Raw genomic sequence first — 24,161 nt, 5'->3', positions numbered from 1 at the left:
TTACAGTTCTTTTTTTATTCTCTAAATAATAATATAACTATTGCAGCAGCTACAATTAATATATATCCTATAATTTCTACAAAGTTTGGAATCTTTCCAAAAACTAAAACTCCTAAAATTGCTGAAAAAATTATATCTGTATATCTAAAGATTGCAATATCTTTTGCTGGTGCATATTTATATGCAAGGATAATTGAAAACTCAACTACTATATACATTAAACCAGCTAAAATTAAATAGATAGTTGTATGTAATGATAAATGTTTATAGTAGATAATCATAAATGGTAATAATATTACACAAGATATAAAGTTATAGAAGAAGATTAATGTAATAGGTTCACATTTATCTCTTAAATATCTCATAGTAACACTATCTCCACCATTCATCATAGCTCCTAAAATAGCAGCAATTGATGGTAATAATAAGAATTTCCCACTTGTAGGGTCAACTATTAAAAATGCTCCTACGAAAGCTACTATAATTAATAGTAAATGTCTTAGTTTAAATTTTTCTCCTAAGAATAAGAAAGAGAATATTAAAACAAAGAAAATACTTAAATCTTGTAGTATAGTTGCATTTGGTAACATTAAATATTGTAGTGCATAAAGATTTAATGTTATCCCAACAATCCCAAAAATAGATCTTAATGATAAACCTAGAATATTTTCTCTTGTACCAAAATAGCTGCCAAAATTACTAAATTTGTTATTTTTAAAAATAACAATAAAAGCAAAAATAGCAGCTATTCCATTTCTATAAACCGTTTTTTCTGCAACAGGTATGTGACCTGCAAGCTTTAAAAATGTCGACATTATAGAAAGGGATAAGGCGAAAATAATCATAAAGAATATCCCTTTGAACTTATTGTCCATTACTTTAATTTTATTTCCCATATGTACATTCCTCCAGTTTCTAAATAAATTTTATCAAATCAAAATTCTAAATTCAAAATATAAAAAGAAAACTTAAAGAACAAAATATGTATATTTACATTCTAATAAAAGTAAGCTATATAAATATACTTCACATGTAATACATACATTTACTAATTTTTCTTTTTAATGAATTAATAGTAAGTATAAAAGTGAAATTCACACTTAAATCCAATACATACTTTTATTTAAAATGTAATTTTATAGATTTAATGTAAGAAAACTATAGGTCATTTTTTCATTTTGCTTACATTAACGTTAACAAAATGTTATTATATTTATATAAACTATTTAATGAGAGGTGTATATGGGGAGTAATAAAAAATTTATAAAAGGCTTTAATGGGAAAGATATTTTTTTAAGGACTTGGAATGAAGTTAAAAATCCTAAAGGTGTTATTCAAATTATTCATGGAATGATTGAACATAGTGGGAGATATGAGGATTTTGCTAGATTTTTAAACGCAAATGGATACATTGTTTATGCAGATGATCATAGAGGTCATGGAGAAACAGCGCTAAAACATTCAGAGTATGGATATTTAGGTGAGAATGGATTTAACCATATAGTTGAAGATGAATTTATTATAACTAAACTTATAAAAGCTACATATCCTAATTTACCTGTATATATTTTAGGACATAGTTTTGGTTCTTTTATATCTCAAAAATATATAACTAAATATTCTCTGCATATTGATGGAGTAATTCTTTCGGGTTCATCTAAGCGTGAAGGAATAGATTTAAAAGCCGGATTTATATTATTAAATATTCAAAAAGTTTTGTTTAATAGAAAAAAAGAAGCAAAATTAATTAATAAATTAACTTTTTTAAATTATACGAAGAAAATAGCAGCTCCAAAAACTTCTTCAGATTGGTTAACTGCTGATGAAGCTATCGTTGATAAGTATATAAAAGATTCACATTGTCAATTTGTTCCTACAATAGACTTTTATTGTACTTTCTTTCATAATCTTTTAAATCTATATAAAGCTGATAATTTAAAAACCTTAAGAAAAGATTTGCCTATATTTATAATTTCTGGAGATAAAGATCCTGTAGGTAACTATGGAAAAGGGACAAGCAACTTACATTCTTTTTATAATGAATTAGGAATGCAAAATGTAACGTTAAAATTATATGAAAATGGTCGTCATGAAATTTTAAATGAGATTAATAGAAAAGATGTATATAATGATATTTATAATTTCCTTTGCTTAAAAAGTTAATATTAATTATAATATATAGTAAAGAAAAGTTCTGATTTCGAGCTTTTCTTTATATGTTTAATAAAAAAATAATAATCTATCTTTATAAATAGTATATAAATAAAGTAATAAAGAAATTATAATTTAAAAAATATCATTATAAAAAGGGTGATTTCGTGATTATCTATACGTTTTTCTGTTTGATAATAGAAATAGTATTAACCTTTCTATATGTTAATAATAATATTGAGATTTTAAATAAAACTAATAAGCTTACGGGAGCTTCATTAAAAAAATTAAAGTTTATAAAAACTATATTATTTGTTTTTTCCTCAATTACTATTTTAGCATTTTGGGTAACAATACTAGATTTCAGTAAATCAAAGTTTATTGCCTCGCTAGGTTTATTAATTTTTGACTTTATAGTATTAGGATTATATAAAAGAAAATTAAAAATTTATATTTTAAAAAATAAAAACACAAAAAAACAGATTGTAAAAAATCAAAGTTTAAAAAAGCAAGGGACAAAAAATAGAAATATAAAGAATCAGGGCGTAAACCGAAATAAAGGAAATCAAAATATGAAAAAAAGAATACAAACTACGCAAAAAAAGAAATAGACATTAATTCTATTTCTTTTTTTCATTTAATTATTGATTTTTATTAAGTTACAGTGCAAAATATAAATATATAAAATTTACAAAGAGGTGTTCATAAGTTGTTAACTGAAAAAAGATATGAAATCATACTTGATTTACTTGATGAAAATGAAGTTATAAAATCTAGCACTATCGCTGGTGCAACAAATAGTTCAGAATCTACTATACGCCGTGATTTAATTAATCTTGAGAAAAAAGGTTTATTAAAAAGAGTACATGGTGGGGCAAAGAGTTTGAGTAATAAAATAAATACTCTTTTAAAAGATGATAACACTAGAGTATTTGAAAATCGTGTAATTGGAGAAGTATGTGCTAACTTAATTAAAGAAAATGAACTGGTTTTTCTAGATGGAAGTGATATTGCACAACACATAGCTAAAAATTTAAATATAAAAAATGTTAAAATTTTTACTAATAGCTTAAATACTGCACTTTTATTATCTAAAACCTCTTCAAATATTTATTTTTTAGGTGGTAAATTAAATAAAGATCTTAACTCAACTACAGGAATTGGATTTATGAATGAACTCCACAAATTATTTTTTGATAAGGCTTTTCTTTCAGCTGATGGAGTAGACTATGTTAAAGGATTTACTGTAGACTGTATAGATACTGGAAAAGTTAATGAGATAATAAATAAGAATTCAAAAATTACATATATTGTAGCAAATAATAGTAAGATTAATAAAAAAGCTAATTTTAAATTTTTAAATATCGATTCTGGCATATTAATAACAAATAATAGTGAAAACTTAAAAGATTTTGAAGACATTAATATAATAAAGGTATAAACTATAAGAAATTTATACCTTTATTATTTTTAATTAGTTACCTAATAGGATTTTTCTAATATTTCTAAGGCTATATCAGGAGTTAATGTTTTTGTTTCTGATAGAGCAGTCTTATTATATTCTTCTAAGCTATGCTTAATTTCTATTAATCTATTTTTATCAACATTATAATCTCTAAGACGTAACTTAATATCTAAGCTTTCAAAGAATTCTTCAGTTTTTTGAATAGCCATTTCTATTTTTTCATCATCAGTACCCTCTGTTATATTCCAAACTCTAGTTGCATACTGTAGAAGTTTATCAAATTTCTCTTTTTTACGAACACGCCATAAGTTTGGTAAAACTACTGCTAATGTTCTAGCATGGTCAATATTAAATTTAGCTGTTAATTCATGCCCTATCATGTGGCAGCTCCAATCTTGAGGTACACCAGAACCTATTAATCCATTTAAAGCCATTGTTGCACACCAAACTAGATTTGCTCTTAATTCATAATCTTCTTTATCATCTAAAGTTTTTCTTCCAACTTCAATTAAAGTCTTTAAAATTCCTTCAGCAGTTCTATCTTGAAAAGCTCCACTTACTGGATATGTAATATATTGCTCGCAAACATGAATAAATGTATCAACTATACCATTTGCAACTTGTTTATCTGGTAAAGTAAATGTAAGCTCTGGATTGATTATTGAGAACTTAGGAAATGCTAAGTCGTTATGGAAAGAAAGTTTTGCATCTTTATAACAAATAACTCCACCACGATTCATTTCAGAACCTGTAGCAGGTAATGTTACTATAGTTCCTAACGGAATAGCAGTAGTAGTTTTTTTATTTGCTTCCATTTCATTAATAAATAATTCAGCTGGATCTTCAGGGTAGTGTGCACCTAATGATACAAACTTTGTTCCATCCATAACTGAACCTCCACCTAAAGCAATTAAGAAATCTACCTTTTCTGACTTTACAATCTCTATAGCTTTCATAAGTGTTTCATACTGTGGATTAGCTTCAATTCCACCAAACTCTATAACTTCATGATTCTTTAGTAAATCTTTTACTTTATCTAAAGTTCCAAATCTTTTTACAGAACCACCACCGTATAGAATCATTACTTTTTTATATTCATTTGATATTAAATTTGGTAATTCTGCTAAACTACTTTTACCAAATATTATTTTAGTTGGATTATAAAAATTAAAATCTAACATAAAAATATCTCCTCCTTTAATTATCATTTGTGATACATTAATTATATATCACTTAAAATTACATTTAAAGAAAAGATTATAGTTGCATAAATAGAATCTTTAATTTATACTATAGTTAATAATTATTATTATTTAATAACGAGGTGACGTATGGAAGAAATTTTAAAATTTAAAAATCAAATATTAGATTTATGCGGAAAAATGATGGATTCTAAGGATGAAGAGGCTATTATAACTGACTTAAAACAAGTTTTAGAATCAGTAAAAGAAAAACAATATAATAACTGTTCAGTAGAATTATTTGAAGCATTATTAGATGAGGAATTAGTTTTAGATTTATTAATTAAAAATAATACTTTAGATTTAGATACAGCTAAAGAACTTTTAGATAATAGAGAATCTTATTTAAAAGGGGAGTATTTTTGTAAAAAATTAATAGATACTTTAATATAAGAAAAAAGCTGCTTTTAAAGCAGCTTTTTTTTATATCTCTATTTTATATATCCATCCCTTTGGAGCTTCAACATCACCAAATTGAATTCCTACAAGAGTATCATATAATTTTTGTGTCATAGGTCCAACTTCTGTTTCACTATAGAAAACATGAAGTTTTTCATTTATTTCAATTCCTCCAATTGGAGTAATAACAGCAGCAGTTCCACATGCTCCTGCTTCTACAAACTTATTTATATCTTTTAAGAATACATCTTCTTCTAATGTTTCCATATTAAAATAAGTTTTTGCAATGTCTAATAAAGAATATTTAGTTATAGATGGTAGTATTGATGGTGAAAGAGGTGTTATAAATTTATTGTCCGCTGTAATTCCAAAGAAGTTAGCTGAACCTACCTCTTCAATTTTAGTATGAGTTGCAGGATCTAAGAATATAGCATCTGCAAACCCTTTATCCTTTGCCATTTTTTGAGCAATTAAGCTTCCAGCATAATTTCCACCAACTTTTGCAGCTCCTGTACCATTCGGTGCAGCTCTGTCATAATCAGAAATTAAAAAGTTTACTGGCTTCATGCCACCTTTAAAATATGGACCAACAGGAATACAAAATATTGAAAAAATAAATTTAGTTGCTGGTTTTAATCCTATATTATCTCCAACACCTATTAAAAAAGGTCTTAAGTATAATGTAGCTCCAGTACCGTATGGTGGTATATACTTCTCGTTAGCTTTAATTACTTTTTCACAAGCTTCTACGAATTTTTCTACTGGAACATGTGGCATTAATAGCCTATCTGCACTTGCATTCATTCTTTCAGCATTTTTATTTGGTCTAAAAAGATTTACATGTCCTTCTTTAGTTCTATAAGCTTTTAATCCTTCAAAGCATTGTTGACCATAATGAAGAGCAGGTGAACCTTCTTCAATTAAAAGTCTATTATCTTCTACAAGACTACCTTCATCCCAAGAACCATTTTCCCAAACAGAAACATAACGATAATCAATTTTCATATAATCAAATCCTAAATTACCCCAGTCAATATTTAAATTATTCATACTAAAACTCCCTCCAAATATCATTTATTTATCACTTTATTATAATACAACTTTTACCTTTGTAAAAGTTACATAATTATTTTTTGTAAATGTTTTTTTAGACTATTAAAATAAAAGGTGATAAGATATCATTTTAAGCTATGCATTCATGATTATATATAAGGAATCTGTAGATAGCACTTAATAAAAAAGATTTGAAAGTTTATGCTTGCCTATATAAAATTTAATGAAATTAAAATTAAGTAGGGCAATTAAATAGTATAATCCAAAATAGGTTGAAAATAATAAATATAAAATAAGTGGAAAACAAACAGTACTGAATAAGATTATGAATTATATCATTTCATTTTACATAAAATGGACATACGTAATGTAATATTATACAATATAGATAAAAACTATATTGTGGAGGAATCTATATGTTTACAGGTGAGATAGTAATAGAGAAAAGAATTTTACATATATTAAATAGAGGAGGGAATAACTCTATTAAATTAAGTGATTTTACATTTGATGCAATGGATAAAATAGAAGGATTAATACAGAAACATTTGAAAAATACAGTAGAAGATAATAAAAGAAATTTTGGAGTATTTAATATAGATAGTAGACCAAAGTCAGTTGTTAAATCAATAATAAATATTTTTAATAATACAAATGCATTTATTGAAGAAAGTAAAGATATAACAAGATTACTAAGTAGTGCGATGGATGGAACTAATGCTAAGTCTACAAATTTATTGATTTTAAAATATCAACAAAGTGGACTTGATACATTAGCAATAATAAAGCTTAATTGCAATGATAATTTTGAACCAATTGAAAAACCCAAAGATGGAAAACTGAAAATTGAAATAAATGTGAATTCAATAGGATTTAATGATAATCAAAGATTAGAAAAAGCTATACTTATACAAAGAAAGGATAATGAAAAATCATTAATGGAGATATTAGAAAAACCAATAGAAGAAATTAAAACGCAAGAATATTTTGATGTAATAATACTAGATAGACAAGCAAAAGATGGAGATAGTGGAGCTGCATATTGGCAACTTTTTTTAGATTGTAATGCATTTAATGATAGTAGAGTGAGTACAAAAAGAATGGCACAGTTTTTATCACGTGAGATAGAAGATACCTATAAATTAGAGCCTAAAAAGATATTAGAAAAGAAAAGTATATTATCTCAAAAATTAGGTAAAGGAGGAGAGTTTAATTTAAATGGAGTTCTTGATGACTTATTTGAAACAGATCTAAAGAAAACTATAAACCAGAAAATTAATGATGAAAAGCTGAATACTGATTTTGAGATAAATGAAACTATTGTCACAAGATCATACACTAAAGATGTCTGGTATATCGATAATATCGAAATTAAGGGATCATCACAAGAATTAAATAGAACATTTAATGTACAAACCGTATATGATGATGGAACTATGGATATACTTCTAAAAGGTGTGAAAAAACAAGTTAAACAAAAATAACCCAATAATAATTAGGAGGAATTAGAATGTATCGACTAATTGAATTAATAAAAGCATTTAAATTATCAGCTCCTAGTGCAGAAATTAAAGAAGATAAAGATAAACTAACTATTGATGCAAAAAATTATGATATCCAAGAAAGTACCGTGAAGGAATTTTTAAAATTTGGAATAGAAAGTATTTACTTAAGTGCAGATGAACAGGATTTATTTAATTATATAGATACAGATTGTGAGTTTAATGAATATAGGGAACTTATTGATGAAAATAATTACATTATAAAGTTATATATTAATAAAAGAGAATTGATTTCTAAAAATATAAGTATTAACGATCAATCTAATATATTAATGATTTTAACAGAACAATATTATCAAGATAATATTGAAAAAAGATTGGTAGATAAAGAGTACAAGTATATATTATCACCAAATAACAATTATTTTAAAACTGAAAGTACTTTAGTTACAAATTTCAAACGAAATTTTAAGGATGATATAGAATTATTTGAATCAAATGATATTAAAGTAAATAAACAGAGAAGAATAATAGAAAATACCTGTAATTGGAGTGGTGTATCTAATACGTTAATTCCTGATGAAATATATGTCGATTTTACAGATACTCAGAATATGGTTGATCAAAAAACAAAATTATTAATAAAAAAAATAACAATAATAACAATAATAAAAAGTATTGCAAATGTTACGGAAGAAATTAATGGGAATATAAGATGTAAGGTTTTTTCTAATAAAACAATTAAAATAGATGCTACTCAAATAAAAGATATTTATAGTGATGCAACTTATAGCGATCTATATTGGCTATATAAATGGATATATAATGATTCTATAACTGATAAAATAACAGTGGCTAGAAATGTAATAGGCGCGTTAATTGCTGCTAAACGAAATACAAATTGTCCAAATACAGATTTGGACATAATTTTAGAAAATACTGATTGGTTAAAGAATTCTATAATTGATAATTTTGATAAAATAATAAGAGGCAATATTGAGGAGTATTTTACTGAAAAAAATAATGTGATGAAACTTTTAAAAAGTGATTTAAAGGTAATTAGTGATAGTATTTTAGAAATTGTAAAAAGTATAAATACCAATATGTTGGCTGGAATAGGAGCATTAATTGCAGGAAGTGTTGGATATATAGCAAAACAAGATGTAACGATGATAAGGGTAGTTGCATTATTATATGCACTCTATATATCAAGTAATGCAGTATTAAATTTAAAACTAATTAGTTTTAATAAAAATAATAAAAGTAGAGAATTTGAAAAAAAGAAAGAAAAATATATATCAGAATATTTGGAAGATAATGAAATAAAAGATATAGATAAAGAAAAACAAAACAGTGAAGGTATGTATAAACTCTATTTTAGAATTTATATAGGAGTTATTTTTATTATTGATTTTATTTGTATTAAGGCAACTTTTTCAGAAGGATATATTTTATGGATAATATCTTTATTTAAATAAAAATATTAATATCTCTATTAATATAAAAAGAAATTGAACTTGGTATTAAAGTGAAAACTTTTTGATTCATATAAAATAGTATTTTATATGTTTTATTTTAAAATATAAGTCACGGTAAATACAATCTAACATTAGTAATCGATAATATTAGAGATAGGTAAGCTAAGATTTAAAATATAATTTTAAAAGGTAAGAGATGACTTAACTCTTACCTTTTATTTTTAGTAAAAGTAATATTTCAAAAAATATTCCTTTTGTGTTAGAATTTAATATGATTAATCCAAAAATATATAGAAAATATTATATTTTGATTGACTAGACGGCAAAAAAAATATTTAAATAGACTATAGAATGGTATATAGATATTTTACCCATACCCATTTAAATCCATTTAAACAGCAAGTTTGATGGTAAAAAGTGAAAGGAAGTGAAAATATATGGCTCTAACTCCAATGATGAGACAATATTTTGAAATAAAAGAAAATTATAAAGATTGTATAGTCTTTTTTAGACTAGGAGATTTTTATGAAATGTTTTTTGAAGATGCAAAGACCGCATCAAGAGAATTAGAATTAGTTTTAACAGGAAGAGATTGCGGACTTGAAGAGAGAGCTCCTATGTGTGGAATCCCATTTCATGCTGCAGCAAATTATATTCAAAGATTAATCTCTAAAGGATACAAAGTAGCAATTTGTGAGCAAGTTGAAGATGTAAATGCTTCAAAAGGAATCGTTAAAAGAGATGTTATTAAAGTAATTACACCAGGTACATATAGTGAAAATACTAATGAAACTTCTAACACTTATTTAAGTGTTATTTTTGAAGATACAGATACTTTCTCAATAGGAACTACAGATATTAGTACTGGTGAGTTTAAAGTAACTTCATTTAATAAGTTATTATCAACATTATTTGATGAAATAACTAAATTGAATCCAAGAGAAATTCTTATAGATACAAACTTTAATGAAAATACTATTAGAGAATTAGAAGGCATTTCATCTGCACTTTTAACTAGAAAAAACTTTTCAGAGTTTTTAGTTTCTAAAGATGAATTACTTAATCAATTTAGTTCATTAGAGATTGATACACTTTCTCCCTCTTCTTTAATAGCATCTAGAATACTATTAAAGTATATTTATGAAACACAAAAAATGAGTTTATTAAATATAAACTTTTTGGAGAGTTATGACATAATAAACTTTATGACTATAGATGGTAGCTCAAGAAGAAACTTAGAGTTAACTGAAAATATAAGAGAAAAATCAAAACGTGGTTCTTTACTATGGGTAATGGATAAAACTTCAACTTCAATGGGTGGAAGAGTTCTAAAAAAATGGATTGATGAGCCTCTTATTTCAAAAAAAGAAATTGAAAAGAGATTATGTGGAGTAGAAGAACTTTTTAATAATTTATCATTCAATGAAGATTTAAGATTCTTACTTAAAGATATATATGATATTGAAAGAATCGTAGGTAAGATTGCTAATGGAAATGTAAATGGAAAAGATTTAATTTCTTTAAAAAGTTCTTTAGAGAAGTTGCCAGATATAAAGGAACTTTTATCTAGATCTGAATCCCCTCTTCTTAAAGATTATTTTAATAATTTAGATACTTTAGAAGATTTAAAAAGTTTATTAGAAAATAGTATTAAAGAAGATCCATCTATAAGCTTAAAAGAAGGAAATATAATTAGAGATGGTTATTCTAAGGATGTAGATGAACTTAGAGTTGCTAAATCCCATGGTAAGGAGTGGATAGCATCTTTAGAAAACTCTGAAAGAGAAATTACTGGAATTAAATCTTTAAAAGTAGGATATAATAAAGTTTTTGGATACTATATAGAAATTAGAAAAGCTAATTATTCTTCTATTCCAGAAGGAAGATACATTCGTAAGCAAACTCTTGCAAATGCAGAGAGATATATTACAGGCGAATTAAAAGAAATGGAAGATAACATCCTTGGAGCTGAAGAAAAGCTAATTAATTTAGAATATGAATTATTCACTCAAATTAGACAGCTAGTAGAAAATGAAATTCCACGTTTAAAAAATTCAGCTAAGATAGTAGGAGAGTTAGATACTGTATCTACCCTTGCCAATATAGCTAATGAAAATGATTATGTAAAACCATCTATAAATGAAGATGGGGTTATAAATATTACAGAAGGTCGTCATCCAGTTGTTGAAAAAGTAATTGGAAGAGGAGAGTTTGTATCAAATAATACATTATTAGATACAAATAATGATAGATTATTAATTATAACTGGTCCTAATATGGCCGGTAAATCTACTTATATGAGACAAGTGGCATTAATAACATTAATGGCTCAAATAGGTTCTTTTGTTCCAGCTAAAGAAGCAACTATATCAGTCTGTGATAAAATCTTTACTAGAATAGGGGCATCAGATGACTTAGCAGGTGGAAAGTCTACATTTATGGTAGAGATGTGGGAAGTTTCTAATATTTTAAAGAATGCAACAAATAAAAGTTTAGTTTTATTAGATGAAGTAGGTCGTGGAACATCAACTTATGATGGATTAAGTATAGCTTGGTCTGTAATAGAACATATTTCTAATACTAAAAGTTTAAAATGTAATACTTTATTTGCAACTCACTATCATGAGTTAACTAAACTAGAGGGTACTATTGAAGGTGTTAAAAATTATTCAGTTGCTGTAAGTGAAGTTGACGATAATATAATCTTCTTAAGAAAGATAGTGGAAGGTGGAGCAGATCAAAGTTACGGTATTGAAGTTGCTAAACTTGCTGGAATACCTTCATCTGTTATAGAGAGAGCTAAAGAGATATTATCAGACCTTGAACAAGAAGATAATAATGTACTTATAAAAGAAACTCATAGACAGATTGAAGAGACTATTAAGCCAAAGGATTCTGAACCTGTTCAATCACCAAAGATTAAAGAAACAAAAACTAAACAAAAGAGTGTATCTAATGAAAATGATATGCAAATGGATTTTGATTCTTTACAAAAAGAAGATTTCTTAAAGAAACTTTCTGATATAGATATATTAAAGTTAAATCCTATGGATGCAATGAATAAGTTATATACATTAGTAACTGAAGCAAAAGATTTACTATAAATTTAATGGAGGTGAGCCTATTGAGTAGAATAAATATATTAGACATTGATACTGCAAATAAGATAGCTGCTGGTGAAGTTGTAGAAAAGCCATCATCAGTAGTAAAAGAATTAGTTGAAAATAGTATTGATGCATTAGCTCAAAATATAACTGTTGAAATAGAAGAGGGGGGAACCTCTTTTATAAAAATAGTGGATGATGGAATTGGAATTCATAAAGAGGATGTTAAAAAGGCATTTTTACCTCATGCAACTAGTAAAATAAAAGACTCTAATGATATTTTTTCAATAATGACTTTAGGTTTTAGAGGAGAAGCTCTACCTTCAATTGCTGCTGTTTCAAAAGTAAATTTAAAAACTCGTCCACATGATGAAGAGATGGGGGAAGAAATTTCAATAGAGGGTGGTGAAGTTTTAAGTAGTCATCCTTGTGGTACTAATTTTGGTACTGTTATAGAAGTAAGAGATATTTTCTTTAATGTTCCTGCAAGGAAAAAGTTTTTAAAATCTAATACAAGAGAAGGGTCTATTATAAATGATATTTTAAATAGACTTTCTTTAGCTAATCCAAAGATTAGTTTTAAATTATATAATAAAGGTAAAAAGGTTTTACAAACTTATGGAAAAGGTGACGTTAAAGATGTTATAAGAGCTATTTATGGAAAGACTATAAGTGATAATATTTTATATTTTGAAAATCAAAGAGAAAATATTAAAGTTTGGGGATACATTGGAAAAGAAGAAATTGCTAGAGGTTCTAGAAATAATCAAAGCATCTTTATAAATGGAAGATATATAAAGAATAAAACTTTAACAGTTGCTGTGGAAAATGCATTTAAAGCTTTCTCTACAGTCAATAAATTTCCTTTCTTCACGCTTTTTATAGAAGTATTTCCAGAGTTTGTTGATGTAAATATTCATCCAACAAAAGCTGAAGTTAAATTCCGTGATGAAAGATTTTTATTTAAACTTATATTTGAATCAGTTCATAAAGCTCTAAAAGAGGATGTCTTTGATAATTTTAAATTACCTGAAGAAGAGATAGTGTTACCTGATAATAAAGAAGAGGTTATTTCTTTTAATTTAGAAGAAGAAAAGAAAATTCTTTTTAATTCTTTTGAGAAAAATGAATTATTAAATAAAGAAATTCAAAAATCAAATGAAGAACTACAATCTTTAAAAGAGAAATTTAAAGTTGCTCCTCCTGTTAGATACGATAATTCTCCTACTGAAGCCTCTTCTGTTATAAAAGAGACCTTTAATGAGAATTCAACAGAGGCTTTAACTTTAGATAAAGCTCTATCAGATGATTCTATAGTTATACCTAATGAAACTACTAATCATACTGAGCAAAAAATTGAACAAAAGACTGAAGAAAAAATTGAAAATTTAAATATAGAAAAAACAGCTAAATTTCCACCTATCCGTATTATAGGACAATTTAATAAAACCTATATACTAGGAGAATTTAATGAAACACTATATTTAATAGATCAACATGCAGCTCATGAAAAAATATATTTTGAAAAATATTTAAAAGATATAAAGACTAGAAATCTTATTGTTCAGCCTTTATTAGTTCCAGCTATTATGGAAATGACAAATGATGACTTAGCTTATTTTGAAGAAAACAAAGGTGTATTTGAAGATGCCGGTTTCTTAGTCCAAGAGTTTGGTGGAAATACATTAATGCTAAAAGAAGTTCCATATTTCTTAGGAAAGATAGATGCTAAAAGATTTTTTATAAATATAGTAGATAACTTAAGAAACTTAGGATCTGGAAAAACAGAAGAGGTCAAATATAATAAAATTGCTTCTATGGCGTGTAAATCAGCTGTAAAAGGAAATGATAGATTATCAGAAATAGAGATGATTAAATTAATAGAAGAACTACGTTTTATAGATGATCCTTTCCATTGTCCTCATGGTAGGCCAACAATAATAAAATTTACATCAACAGATTTAGATAAAAAGTTTAGAAGAATAGTTTAAGGTGATAAAAATGAAAAATAAAGTATTAGTTTTAGGTGGACCTACAGCAGTAGGTAAAACAGAACTTTCAATTAAGCTTGCAAAAAGTTTAAATGGTGAAATTATTTCAGCAGATTCAATGCAGATCTATAAAGAAATGGATATTGGTTCTGCTAAAATAACTACAGATGAAATGGATGGCGTTAAACATTATATGATTGATATTGTAGATCCTTCTCAATCATTTAATGTATCTGATTATAAACAATTAGGTAGTACAATTATAGAAGACATTATATCTCGTGGAAAGTTACCTATAATTGTAGGTGGTACAGGACTTTATATAAATGCTTTAACATGTAATATGGATTTTACAGAAGGGGAGAGCGATTTAGAATATAGAGAAGAATTGAATAAGTTAGCTGAAGAAAAAGGAAATATCTACATACATGAAATGTTAAAAGATATAGACCCTATAAGCTATGCTCAAATTCATCCAAATAATCTAAAAAGAGTTATTAGAGCCTTAGAAGTTTATCATATTACTAAAAAGCCATTTAGCTCTTTTGATTTAGGCGAAAAAATGTATGACTCTATCTATGATGTACATTATTTTGTTTTAACTATGGATAGAGCTAAACTTTATGAGAGAATAAATTATAGAGTAGATAAAATGATGGATGAAGGACTTATAGATGAATGTATTTCATTAAAAAATAAAGGGCTAGATTCATCATATCAATCAATGCAAGGAATTGGATATAAAGAAATTCTACTTTATCTAGATAAGAAAATAACATTAGATGAAAGCATTGAATTAATAAAAAAGGGCTCTAGAAATTATGCTAAAAGACAGTTAACTTGGTTTAGAAGAGATAAGAGAGTAAATTTTTTAGATAAGGATATACTATCAGAAGAAGATATACAGACTAAAATTATTGATGACATTATGTAATTAGAGTTGTATAATTTAAATAAATAACCATTTTGTAGATTTGGTTTTATAAATTTACATATGTATGCGGAGGGATTTTTATGAACAAAGTTCAAAATAATTTACAAGACATTTTTTTAAATGGTGCTAGAAAAAATAGAGTGCCTGTTGAAATTTATTTAACTAACGGTTATAAGCTTAAAGGTTTTGTGAAAGGTTTTGATAACTTTATAATAGTTTTAGATTGTGAAGGTGATGAAATGATGGTTTATAAACATGCAATCACAACTATAACTCCAGGAACACCAATGCTATTTACAAGAAATGATTAGTTAAATTTTAAATAGGCATAATAAACTATGCCTATTTATTTTGTATATAAATAGGAGGATAAAATGTTAAAAGAAACAGAATTATTTTTAAAGGAAAAGTACAATATAGGAAACAATGTTTTTGAAATATACGAAAAAGCATTAGTAGATGTAGAAGAGGCATTTAAGGAATTAGATTTAATAAGAGAATTTAATCAATTAAAAGTTTTAAAAGCATTTCAAGATGAAAGAATAAGTGATTCTCACTTTACTAATTCAACTGGATATGGATATGATGATATCGGAAGAGATTCTTTAGATAAAGTTTACGCTAGAATATTTAAAACAGAAAGTGCTTTAGTTAGACCACATTTTGTTAATGGAACACATGCAATTGGAACAGCATTATTTGGTAATCTAAGACCTAATGACACTTTATTAACAGTTACAGGTTTACCATATGACACTTTACATGGTGTAATTGGAATTAATAAATCTGAAAAAAATATGGGTTCATTAATAGACTTTGGAGTTAAGTATAAGCAAGTAGACTTAATTGATAATAAATTTATAGATTTAGAAAAAGTTAAAGAAGTATTAAAAGAAGACCCATCTATTAAAGTAGTACACATCCAAAGAAGTACAGGCTATAGTACTAGATACTCACTTATGCTTCCTCAAATAAAAGAAGCTATTGAAACTATTAAATCTGTACGTTCAGACGTTATTGTATTTGTAGATAACTGTTATGGTGAATTTGTTGGTACAATGGAACCTACTGAATTTGGTGCTGATTTAATGGCTGGTTCTTTAATTAAAAATATCGGTGGTGGAATTTCACCAACTGGTGGTTATATAGTAGGTAAAGAAGAATTAATTCAAAATGCTTCTTACAGATTAACAGTACCTGGAATAGGTGGAGAATGTGGATCAACATTTGGAGTAATGAGAACTTTATTCCAAGGATTATTCTTAGCACCTCATACTACTATGGAAGCTGTTAAAGGTTCAATTTTCTGTGCTAGATTAATGGAACTTGCAGGATATACAGCAAAACCTGCATCAACTGAAAAAAGAACAGATATTGTTCAAACAATTATATTTGGAGCAGAAGAACCTCTTTGTCAATTTATAAAAGGAATACAACAAGGTTCACCAATTGATTCTTATGTTTCATGTGAAAAGGCACCAATGCCTGGATATGAAGATGATGTTATAATGGCAGCTGGATCATTTATCCAAGGTGCTACTATGGAGTTATCTGCTGATGCTCCTATTAGACCACCATATATTGCATATATTCAAGGTGGATTAACTTTTGATCATGCTAAGATTGGAACTTTAATTGCATTAAATAAAGTATTAAATAATAGATAATAGAAGTCGCATATTTTTATGCGACTTTTATTTTATATATTCTGATAAATTTTTTAAAACCTCTTCTTGTATTTCCATATGTAAGTTATTTAAACTATTTAATTCATGTGAATTCTCAAGTTTTAATGATATTTTCTCACTTTTTTCTATTAAAGTAAGGTACTTATTAAAGTCTAATTCATTAATCTTATCTTGCAATATTTTTTTAAACCTATATTCATCCTCATCTATATCATTATAAATTACTTTTACTATATAGATAAGTTCATCAATTGAAAAAATATTTATCACCTCTCTAACTTTAAAATTTCTATATTTTTATTATACAAAAAATTGTCTAGCTAAGTAAACTAGTTACTCATTTTATTAAATATACATATAACTTATATTTACAATTATTTTAAATATAAGTTAACTCTTCTCTAATTAGATTGACAATAGATATTTTTAATTCTATAATTACCATAGTTATTAAAATTAAATATTCTAGGGGAGGCTCCTATATTAGATACATGCTACTGCTCAGAAACATCGAAAGATGCCAATGAGTCAACAGGTATTGCCGAGTTAAGGCTTTACTTAACGTAGCTGAGTTTAGCTCAAAGCTATATAGTGCTAAAACCATATTACAAAATTTTGCTTGTTATAGGTTTTTAGGATTATGTTCTAAAAACCTTTATTTTTTTATATTAGTATAATTATTTGTACATAATAAGTATATAGTAAGGGAGGAATTTTTATGGATACAGAAGAAGGTGGTAGTTACTGATAAAGAAAAAAACAAAGGAGAAGATTAATTATGAATATGGAAAAAACAATAGTTAATAGAAAGTTTGGTGTAATAGATATACTTATTTTTCTAGGTATAGCAGCATTATTATATTTATCGCTAACACCTGCTATACACGGACAAATAAACCCAACGGATGTAGGTAGTACTATTTCGACGAATATTAGTGCACTACCTGTATATTTATTAAAATCAGTAGGGAGAATGGCTGCAGCATATGTATTATCTTTAATTTTTACATTAATTTATGGTCACATTGCAGCACACAATAAAAAAGCAGAAAGAATTATGATTCCTATAATTGATATACTTCAATCAATTCCGGTATTATCATTTTTACCAGCTGTTTCATTAGGACTTATGGCTCTATTCCCAGAGCATAACATTGGGGTTGAACTTGCAAGTATCATTCTTATATTTACAAGTCAAGCTTGGAACATGACATTTAGTTTTTATAGTTCTGTAAAGAATATTCCTACAGACTTAAGTGAAGCGTCAGATGTATTTAGACTTAATAAATGGCAAAAATTTAGAAAGTTAGAAGTTCCTTTTTCAATGATGGGATTAGTGTGGAATAGTATGATGTCTTGGGCAGGAGGATGGTTCTTCCTTATGACATGTGAAATGTTCACTTTAAATGGTAAAACATACGCATTACCTGGAATAGGTTCTTATTTACAAGTAGCAGCTAATGAAGGAAACATAAAAGCTTTAGCTTGGGGGATATTCTCTCTTATTATTGTAATTGTCCTTTTAGACCAACTTATTTGGAAGCCTTTAAATGTATGGGCTGATAAGTTTAAAATGGAATTAACTCAAACAGAAGTTCCTCATTCTGCATTATTAACACTTTTAAGAAGATCTGCTGTAATAGGATTTCTTCAAGATAAAATTTATACTCCTATAGTTGAAAAAGTTGGTGGTAGACTTGATAAGGTAGTTGACAAGTTTGAAGAACGTAAGCGTTCTAATGAAGGCGGAACTATTTTAAGCGTAATTATAAAATGGGCTATACGAATAGCAGCTATTATTATATTTATTTATTTAGCTTTTAACGCAAGTAAGTTAATAGCAACACTTTCAACTAAAGAGATACTTAGTTTATTCCCAGCTGTAGGTGCTACCTTCTTAAGAGTAGTTGCTGCACAAATAATTGCTTTAATTTGGACTGTTCCAGTTGGAGTAGCAATTGGATTAAACAAAAAGCTAGCTAGAATTTTCCAACCAATAATTCAAATAGCAGCATCAGTTCCAGCAACTGCACTTTTCCCAGTTTTATTATTATTCTTAGTTAATAAAATTGGTGGATTAAATATTGCTGCTGTCGTTCTTATGTTATTAGGAACTCAATGGTATATTTTATTTAATGTTATTGCAGGAGCTATGGCTATACCAGAAGATTTAAAAGCTGCTTCAAAAACATTTGGTGTAACAGGATGGAAAAGATGGAGATATTTAATTCTACCTTCAATATTCCCATATTTAGTTACAGGAATGATTACAGCTGCTGGTGGATGTTGGAACGCAAGTATAGTTGCTGAATATGTAACATTTGGCGGAAGAACAGTTACTACTACAGGACTTGGAGCATTAATATCTGAGTCAACTGCATCTGGTAACTTTGCAATGTTACTTGCAGCTACATTAACTATGATAATAGTAGTTGTAATATTTAATAAATTAATTTGGAATAGACTTTATAAATTAGCAGAAGAAAAATTCAAAATGGAATTATAAAAGTGGAGGTGCGAACTAATGAGAAATGAAAAAGAATTTATAAAAGTAAATAGTATAGTAAAGTATTTTGGAGAATCTGAAAAACCAACACTTGATAACATAGATTTAACTATAAATGAAGGTGAATTCGTTGCAATCTTAGGACCTTCTGGTTCTGGTAAATCAACATTACTTAGAATAATGACAGGACTTATTCAACCAGATGAAGGTGACGTTATCCTTGATGGAAAGAAAGTAACTGATGTAAGTTCTGCAGCAGCAATAGTATTTCAAACCTTTGCATTATATCCATGGATGACAGTTCGTGAAAATGTTGAAATCGGATTAAAAGTTAAAGGGTTCCCAAAAGATTACACTAAAAATAAAGCTGAAGAACTTATAAGCTTAATTGGATTAGATGGTTTCGAAGAAGCTTACCCAAAAGAACTTTCAGGAGGGATGAGACAAAGGGTTGGTTTTGCACGTGCATTAGCTGTAGAACCAAAACTACTATGTCTAGATGAACCATTTTCAGCATTAGATTATTTAACAGCTGAAAACTTAAGAACTGAATTAGTTGATCTTTGGCAAGAAAAGAGAATGCCAATAAAAAGTATCATAATGATTACTCACGGTATTGAAGAGGCTGTACTAATGGCTGATAAAATTGTAATGCTTAGTAAGAAGCCAACTCATGTTGCAGGTGAAATTAAAATTGATTTACCTCATCCTAGAAATAGAAAATCGCCTGAATTCGAAAGAATTGTTGATAAGGTATATAAACTATTAATAGAAGGTAAGCTTGAAGAACAAGAGGTTGTAACAGCTGCTGAAGTTGATACTAAGGAACCACCAAAGAAACCTGTAGCAATTCCTTATTCTCATGTAGGAGTTATGGAAGGTCTTTTAGAGCTAATTGATGATAACGGCGGTAAGATGGATATTTATCAATTAGGTGGAGACTTATTACTTGAAATTGATGATTTATTCCCTAACATAGAAGGAATCTCAATGCTTGGTTTTGCAGAAGTTAAAGAAGGAGATATTTTTATAACTGAACTTGGAAAAGAGTTTGTTGAATTAGATAAAGATGAAAGTAAAGATTTATTTAAAGATCAAGTTGAAAAAATATCTACATTTAAGCTTATATTAAATGTACTGAATAATAAAGCAAATCACAAGATGAAAGAAGAGTTCTTTAAAGAATTATTCAAAAAATATTTCTCATCTGATGAAATAGAAAAAATGATGGATATAGTAATCGACTGGGGTAGATATGCTGAATTATTCTATTATGATCATGATGCTGAGGAACTTTATTTAGAAGAAGACGAAGATTAAAATAAAAGTGAGACTATAATCTGAAAAATTATAGTCTTATTTTTTTTAGATTTAAAATATAATCTTATTTGTATTTATAAATTATTTATATTTATTTTATATTTTTATTCGTAAAAAGAGGAATTTGACATTTTTTATCGAATATAGTTTATAGTATTTTATTTTAATATGTATTCTATTTTATTTTGGAGGGGATTATAATTATGGAAAATAGCAAAGGTTGTTTTATATTATTAAAGGATGATTTTAATAATATTCTTCTTGTTCAAAAAGGGAAAAAGAAATCACCTGGTGATTGGCAGTTAGTTGGAAGAGATAAAAAAGGAAAAGAAACTAATGATAAATGTATTCATAATGTAATAAAAGAAAATCTAAATACATTAATATTTGATTTAGATGAGTATAAAGTAATTCAAGATTCAAAAGATGAAAATTATGCTATATATATTGGAAAAATAAAAGATTTTATGAACCTTGGTAAAGGTGTTATAAATAGTGAATGGATAAATAGTGAAAGATTATCAACTATGGTTATGGATGATTTTTCAAAAAAAGTTTTAGAAGATTATTTTAGTAATCTGTAATAATATTAGAAACTATAAGCTGTAATGTTAAATTGCAGCTTATAGATTTAATGAGGAAAGTATGATAAAGATTAGATTAGACAAAAATAGACAAAAAGAGCCAGTTTTTAAAATGTTTTTGGATAAAGATGATATTCAAAAGAATATCTTACTTAAGAGAATTTCCTTTGAAGGAAAAGCTTTAAAAGGAGTTTATAACTATGAGATACCAATGAAATTTTTCTATCCTGTAGTAAACAATTTGAATCCTGATGAACTATATATTGATACTCGCTCAAATCTTTCATTTTTAGAGTTTGCTGATGAATGTGAGGAAAACTTCGAATATTCCTTAGAAGCAACACCTAAATATATGAGAAAGTGGCGTGAGTTTAGTTGCCCAAATATCTATAAGATAAGTATTGATATTGAAACTAAAAAAATATCTAAGAAAATTGCATTTAAAAAAATAAATGTTGCTATTTAATAAAAATAAGTCTGGTTTTAAAAAAACAACTAGGCTTATTTTTATTATTTTTGTAATAACTATTAAAATTTGATAAAATATTTTTAGTGAACATAAACTAAAGGAGAATAAGATGAATTTATTAACATTAGAAAATATAAGTAAGAATTATAGTGAAAAAATATTATTAAACGATATTTCACTAGGAATAAATGAAGGCGATAAAATAGGGATTATCGGAATAAATGGTGCGGGAAAATCTACTTTATTAAATATATTAGCAGGAAAAGATGAATTCTTTGACGGAAAGAGAATAGTAAATAGAAATATAAAAATTGAATTTTTAAGTCAAAATGAAGCAGTGTCAGAAGAACTATCTATTTTAGAGCAAGTTTTTAAAAGTGATAATTCAGAAATGAAATTATTATTAGAATATGAAAATCTAATTGAGGATATAAATTCAGGAAAGTCTTCTGATCATGATAAGCTTTTAAAATTACAAACTCAAATTGATAACTTAAATTTATGGAGCTTAGAAAATGAAGCTAAGAATATATTAAATAAATTAGGAATAACAAACTATTCGCAAAAAATGAAAAATCTTTCTGGTGGACAAAGAAAAAGAGTTTTCTTAGCTGCTACACTTATTAAACCATGTGATTTATTAATACTAGATGAACCAACAAACCATTTAGATTCAAAATCAATCGAATGGTTAGAAGAGTATCTAAATAAAAGAAAAGGCTCTTTAGTTATGATAACCCATGATAGATACTTCTTAGATAGAGTTACTAATAGAATATTAGAGTTAGATAGAGGAACATTATATTCTTATGTAGGAAACTACACAAAGTATTTAGATAAGAAGATAGAAAGATTAGAAATAGAAAAATCTGCTGAATCTAAAAGACAATCTTTAATAAGAACAGAACTTAAATGGATTAAGCGTGGTGCTAAAGCTAGAAGTACTAAACAAAAGGCAAGAATCCAAAGATTTGAAGATTTAGTTTCGACTGAATATAATGAAGTTAATACTGATATAGAAATAAACTATGTAGGTAGTAGACTTGGAAAGAAAATAGTAGAAATAAATAATATATCAAAATCTTTTGGTGATAGACATTTAATAAATGATTTTTCATATATATTTACTAGAGAAGATAGAATAGGTATAGTTGGTGACAACGGTGTTGGGAAGAGTACTTTCTTATCTTTATTAGAAGATATTAATTTACTTGATGCTGGAACTATAGAGATAGGAGAGACTGTAAAAATAGGTGTATTCTCTCAAGAAGGAAAAGAATTAAATTTAGATTCTAGAGTAATAGACTTTGTAAAAGAAGGAGGAGAGTATATACCAACTAATGATGGTAGTAAAATATCTGCTTCAACTTTATGCGAACGTTTCTTATTTGATTCATCTACACAATATAGTAAAATTGAAAAATTATCTGGTGGAGAAAAGAGAAGACTTCAATTATTAAGAGTCTTAATGGAGAATCCAAACTTCTTAATACTAGATGAACCTACAAATGACTTAGATATTGAAACATTAAAAATACTTGAAAACTTTATAGATGAGTATAATGGAGTAGTAATAGTTGTATCCCATGATAGATATTTCTTAGATAGAATCTGTAATAAGATTTTTAAATTTGATGGAAAAGGAAATATAAGTACTTACCATGGTAACTATTCTGATTATTTAAATTCATATTCTGATATAGAAGATGAGAAAGTAGTTAATAATAAAGATATTAAAGAACAAAAGAAAGTTTCTTCGAAAAACACAAGTGAAAAAGCTCCTAAGTTTTCATTTAACGAAAAAAAGGAATTTGAAGAAATAGAAGATGTTATTTTTGGTTTAGAATCAGACTCAGAAGAGTTAGAAAAAGAAATTCAAAAAAATGCCACTAATTATTCAGTTCTTCAAGAATTAATAGAGAAAAAAGAAGAACTTGAAATGACTATTTTAGAGAAATATGAAAGATATGAGTTTTTAAATAATAAAGCAGCACTTATAGAAGAGTGGAAGAAAAATAAATAGGAGTATGTTATGGAGATTAAATTAGCTTTAAAAGGAAATAGGGAACATAGAATTATCACTGGAGATAGAATTGATGTTTTAGAACTTGAATTAGAAGGAGTTCCTTACACTCAAATTAGAGTATTTAAAAAGGGTTTTTCTAAATCAGAGTATATAAGAACAGATTTAATTCAATTTATAAAGAAAATAAAATAAGAAGTAAAATTTTTCGTAGTTACTGAAAAACTTTTAGTTCTTCAAAATGTAAAAGGCA

At 26.7% G+C, this 24,161-nt stretch carries 20 protein-coding genes and 1 riboswitch; of the genes, 16 read left to right on the top strand and 4 right to left on the bottom strand.

Annotated features, from left to right (window positions below; all coding sequences use genetic code 11):
- Nucleotides 1-14: 14 nt before the first annotated feature.
- Nucleotides 15-896, bottom strand: coding sequence for a DMT family transporter (locus Q0W06_RS13760; protein ID WP_297636719.1), 882 nt, complete (start codon nucleotides 894-896; stop codon nucleotides 15-17).
- A gap of 346 nt (nucleotides 897-1,242) precedes the next feature.
- Here Q0W06_RS13760 and Q0W06_RS13755 point away from each other — a divergent pair, with 346 nt between their 5' ends.
- Together Q0W06_RS13755 and Q0W06_RS13750 are read left to right on the top strand one after the other, a co-directional pair.
- Entirely contained in the window at nucleotides 1,243-2,163 is a 921-nt protein-coding gene (locus Q0W06_RS13755; RefSeq protein ID WP_297636716.1) for an alpha/beta hydrolase, read from the top strand.
- A gap of 697 nt (nucleotides 2,164-2,860) precedes the next feature.
- Entirely contained in the window at nucleotides 2,861-3,592 is a 732-nt protein-coding gene (locus Q0W06_RS13750; RefSeq protein WP_297636713.1) for a DeoR/GlpR family DNA-binding transcription regulator, read from the top strand.
- Between the two features lie 41 nt (nucleotides 3,593-3,633).
- On the opposite strand, the gene Q0W06_RS13745 is transcribed toward Q0W06_RS13750, so the two are convergent.
- Entirely contained in the window at nucleotides 3,634-4,797 is a 1,164-nt protein-coding gene (locus Q0W06_RS13745; protein ID WP_297636710.1) for an iron-containing alcohol dehydrogenase, read from the bottom strand.
- A gap of 150 nt (nucleotides 4,798-4,947) precedes the next feature.
- Between Q0W06_RS13745 and Q0W06_RS13740 the strand changes: the two genes are divergently transcribed.
- Nucleotides 4,948-5,250, top strand: coding sequence for a hypothetical protein (locus Q0W06_RS13740; RefSeq protein ID WP_297636707.1), 303 nt, complete (start codon nucleotides 4,948-4,950; stop codon nucleotides 5,248-5,250).
- 30 nt (nucleotides 5,251-5,280) lie between these two features.
- Here Q0W06_RS13740 and Q0W06_RS13735 read toward each other — a convergent pair whose 3' ends face one another.
- Complete coding sequence (locus Q0W06_RS13735) at nucleotides 5,281-6,306, bottom strand: branched-chain amino acid aminotransferase (RefSeq protein WP_297636704.1); 1,026 nt, start codon at nucleotides 6,304-6,306, stop codon at nucleotides 5,281-5,283.
- Between the two features lie 419 nt (nucleotides 6,307-6,725).
- Here Q0W06_RS13735 and Q0W06_RS13730 point away from each other — a divergent pair, with 419 nt between their 5' ends.
- The 7 genes from Q0W06_RS13730 (at nucleotide 6,726) to Q0W06_RS13700 (ending at nucleotide 16,985) form a co-directional block, all read left to right on the top strand.
- A complete protein-coding gene (locus Q0W06_RS13730) occupies nucleotides 6,726-7,793 on the top strand; it encodes a nucleoid-associated protein (protein ID WP_297636702.1) in 1,068 nt (355 codons plus the stop codon).
- 26 nt (nucleotides 7,794-7,819) lie between these two features.
- Entirely contained in the window at nucleotides 7,820-9,289 is a 1,470-nt protein-coding gene (locus tag Q0W06_RS13725; RefSeq protein WP_297636698.1) for a hypothetical protein, read from the top strand.
- A gap of 437 nt (nucleotides 9,290-9,726) precedes the next feature.
- Complete coding sequence (gene mutS / locus Q0W06_RS13720; RefSeq protein ID WP_297636695.1) at nucleotides 9,727-12,393, top strand: DNA mismatch repair protein MutS; 2,667 nt, start codon at nucleotides 9,727-9,729, stop codon at nucleotides 12,391-12,393.
- A 20-nt stretch (nucleotides 12,394-12,413) separates the two neighbouring features.
- On the top strand, nucleotides 12,414-14,384 hold the full coding sequence (gene mutL / locus Q0W06_RS13715; protein WP_297636692.1) for a DNA mismatch repair endonuclease MutL: 1,971 nt from the start codon (nucleotides 12,414-12,416) through the stop codon (nucleotides 14,382-14,384).
- A 10-nt stretch (nucleotides 14,385-14,394) separates the two neighbouring features.
- Nucleotides 14,395-15,318: a tRNA (adenosine(37)-N6)-dimethylallyltransferase MiaA gene (miaA, locus tag Q0W06_RS13710; RefSeq protein WP_297636689.1), complete on the top strand. Its 924-nt coding sequence runs from the start codon at nucleotides 14,395-14,397 to the stop codon at nucleotides 15,316-15,318.
- A gap of 80 nt (nucleotides 15,319-15,398) precedes the next feature.
- On the top strand, nucleotides 15,399-15,629 hold the full coding sequence (gene hfq, locus Q0W06_RS13705) for an RNA chaperone Hfq (protein WP_297636686.1): 231 nt from the start codon (nucleotides 15,399-15,401) through the stop codon (nucleotides 15,627-15,629).
- A gap of 63 nt (nucleotides 15,630-15,692) precedes the next feature.
- On the top strand, nucleotides 15,693-16,985 hold the full coding sequence (locus Q0W06_RS13700) for a methionine gamma-lyase family protein (protein ID WP_297636682.1): 1,293 nt from the start codon (nucleotides 15,693-15,695) through the stop codon (nucleotides 16,983-16,985).
- 27 nt (nucleotides 16,986-17,012) lie between these two features.
- On the opposite strand, the gene Q0W06_RS13695 is transcribed toward Q0W06_RS13700, so the two are convergent.
- Entirely contained in the window at nucleotides 17,013-17,276 is a 264-nt protein-coding gene (locus Q0W06_RS13695; RefSeq protein WP_297636679.1) for a hypothetical protein, read from the bottom strand.
- Between the two features lie 184 nt (nucleotides 17,277-17,460).
- A riboswitch (M-box (ykoK) riboswitch) is annotated at nucleotides 17,461-17,626 on the top strand.
- A 158-nt stretch (nucleotides 17,627-17,784) separates the two neighbouring features.
- On the opposite strand from Q0W06_RS13695, the gene Q0W06_RS13690 reads away from it, so the two are divergent.
- From Q0W06_RS13690 to Q0W06_RS13665, 6 genes are all read left to right on the top strand, one after another.
- Entirely contained in the window at nucleotides 17,785-19,512 is a 1,728-nt protein-coding gene (locus Q0W06_RS13690) for an ABC transporter permease subunit (protein ID WP_297636676.1), read from the top strand.
- Between the two features lie 18 nt (nucleotides 19,513-19,530).
- Nucleotides 19,531-20,832 (top strand): nitrate/sulfonate/bicarbonate ABC transporter ATP-binding protein, encoded by a 1,302-nt coding sequence (locus tag Q0W06_RS13685; RefSeq protein WP_297636673.1) that lies wholly within the window; start codon nucleotides 19,531-19,533, stop codon nucleotides 20,830-20,832.
- A gap of 203 nt (nucleotides 20,833-21,035) precedes the next feature.
- Nucleotides 21,036-21,416 (top strand): hypothetical protein, encoded by a 381-nt coding sequence (locus tag Q0W06_RS13680; RefSeq protein ID WP_297636670.1) that lies wholly within the window; start codon nucleotides 21,036-21,038, stop codon nucleotides 21,414-21,416.
- Nucleotides 21,417-21,477: 61 nt separating this feature from the next.
- Nucleotides 21,478-21,882, top strand: a complete 405-nt coding sequence (locus Q0W06_RS13675; protein ID WP_297636667.1) for a hypothetical protein — start codon at nucleotides 21,478-21,480, stop codon at nucleotides 21,880-21,882.
- Between the two features lie 112 nt (nucleotides 21,883-21,994).
- Nucleotides 21,995-23,908: an ABC-F family ATP-binding cassette domain-containing protein gene (locus tag Q0W06_RS13670; RefSeq protein WP_297636665.1), complete on the top strand. Its 1,914-nt coding sequence runs from the start codon at nucleotides 21,995-21,997 to the stop codon at nucleotides 23,906-23,908.
- A gap of 9 nt (nucleotides 23,909-23,917) precedes the next feature.
- Nucleotides 23,918-24,103 (top strand): hypothetical protein, encoded by a 186-nt coding sequence (locus Q0W06_RS13665; RefSeq protein WP_297636663.1) that lies wholly within the window; start codon nucleotides 23,918-23,920, stop codon nucleotides 24,101-24,103.
- The last annotated feature ends 58 nt before the right edge of the window (nucleotides 24,104-24,161 follow it).

The sequence above is a fragment of the uncultured Clostridium sp. genome, assembly GCF_947072515.1.
GTDB lineage: Bacteria > Bacillota > Clostridia > Clostridiales > Clostridiaceae > Clostridium.
Note: the sequence above shows the minus strand (reverse complement) of the source record. Positions and strands in the feature narration are given on the sequence as shown.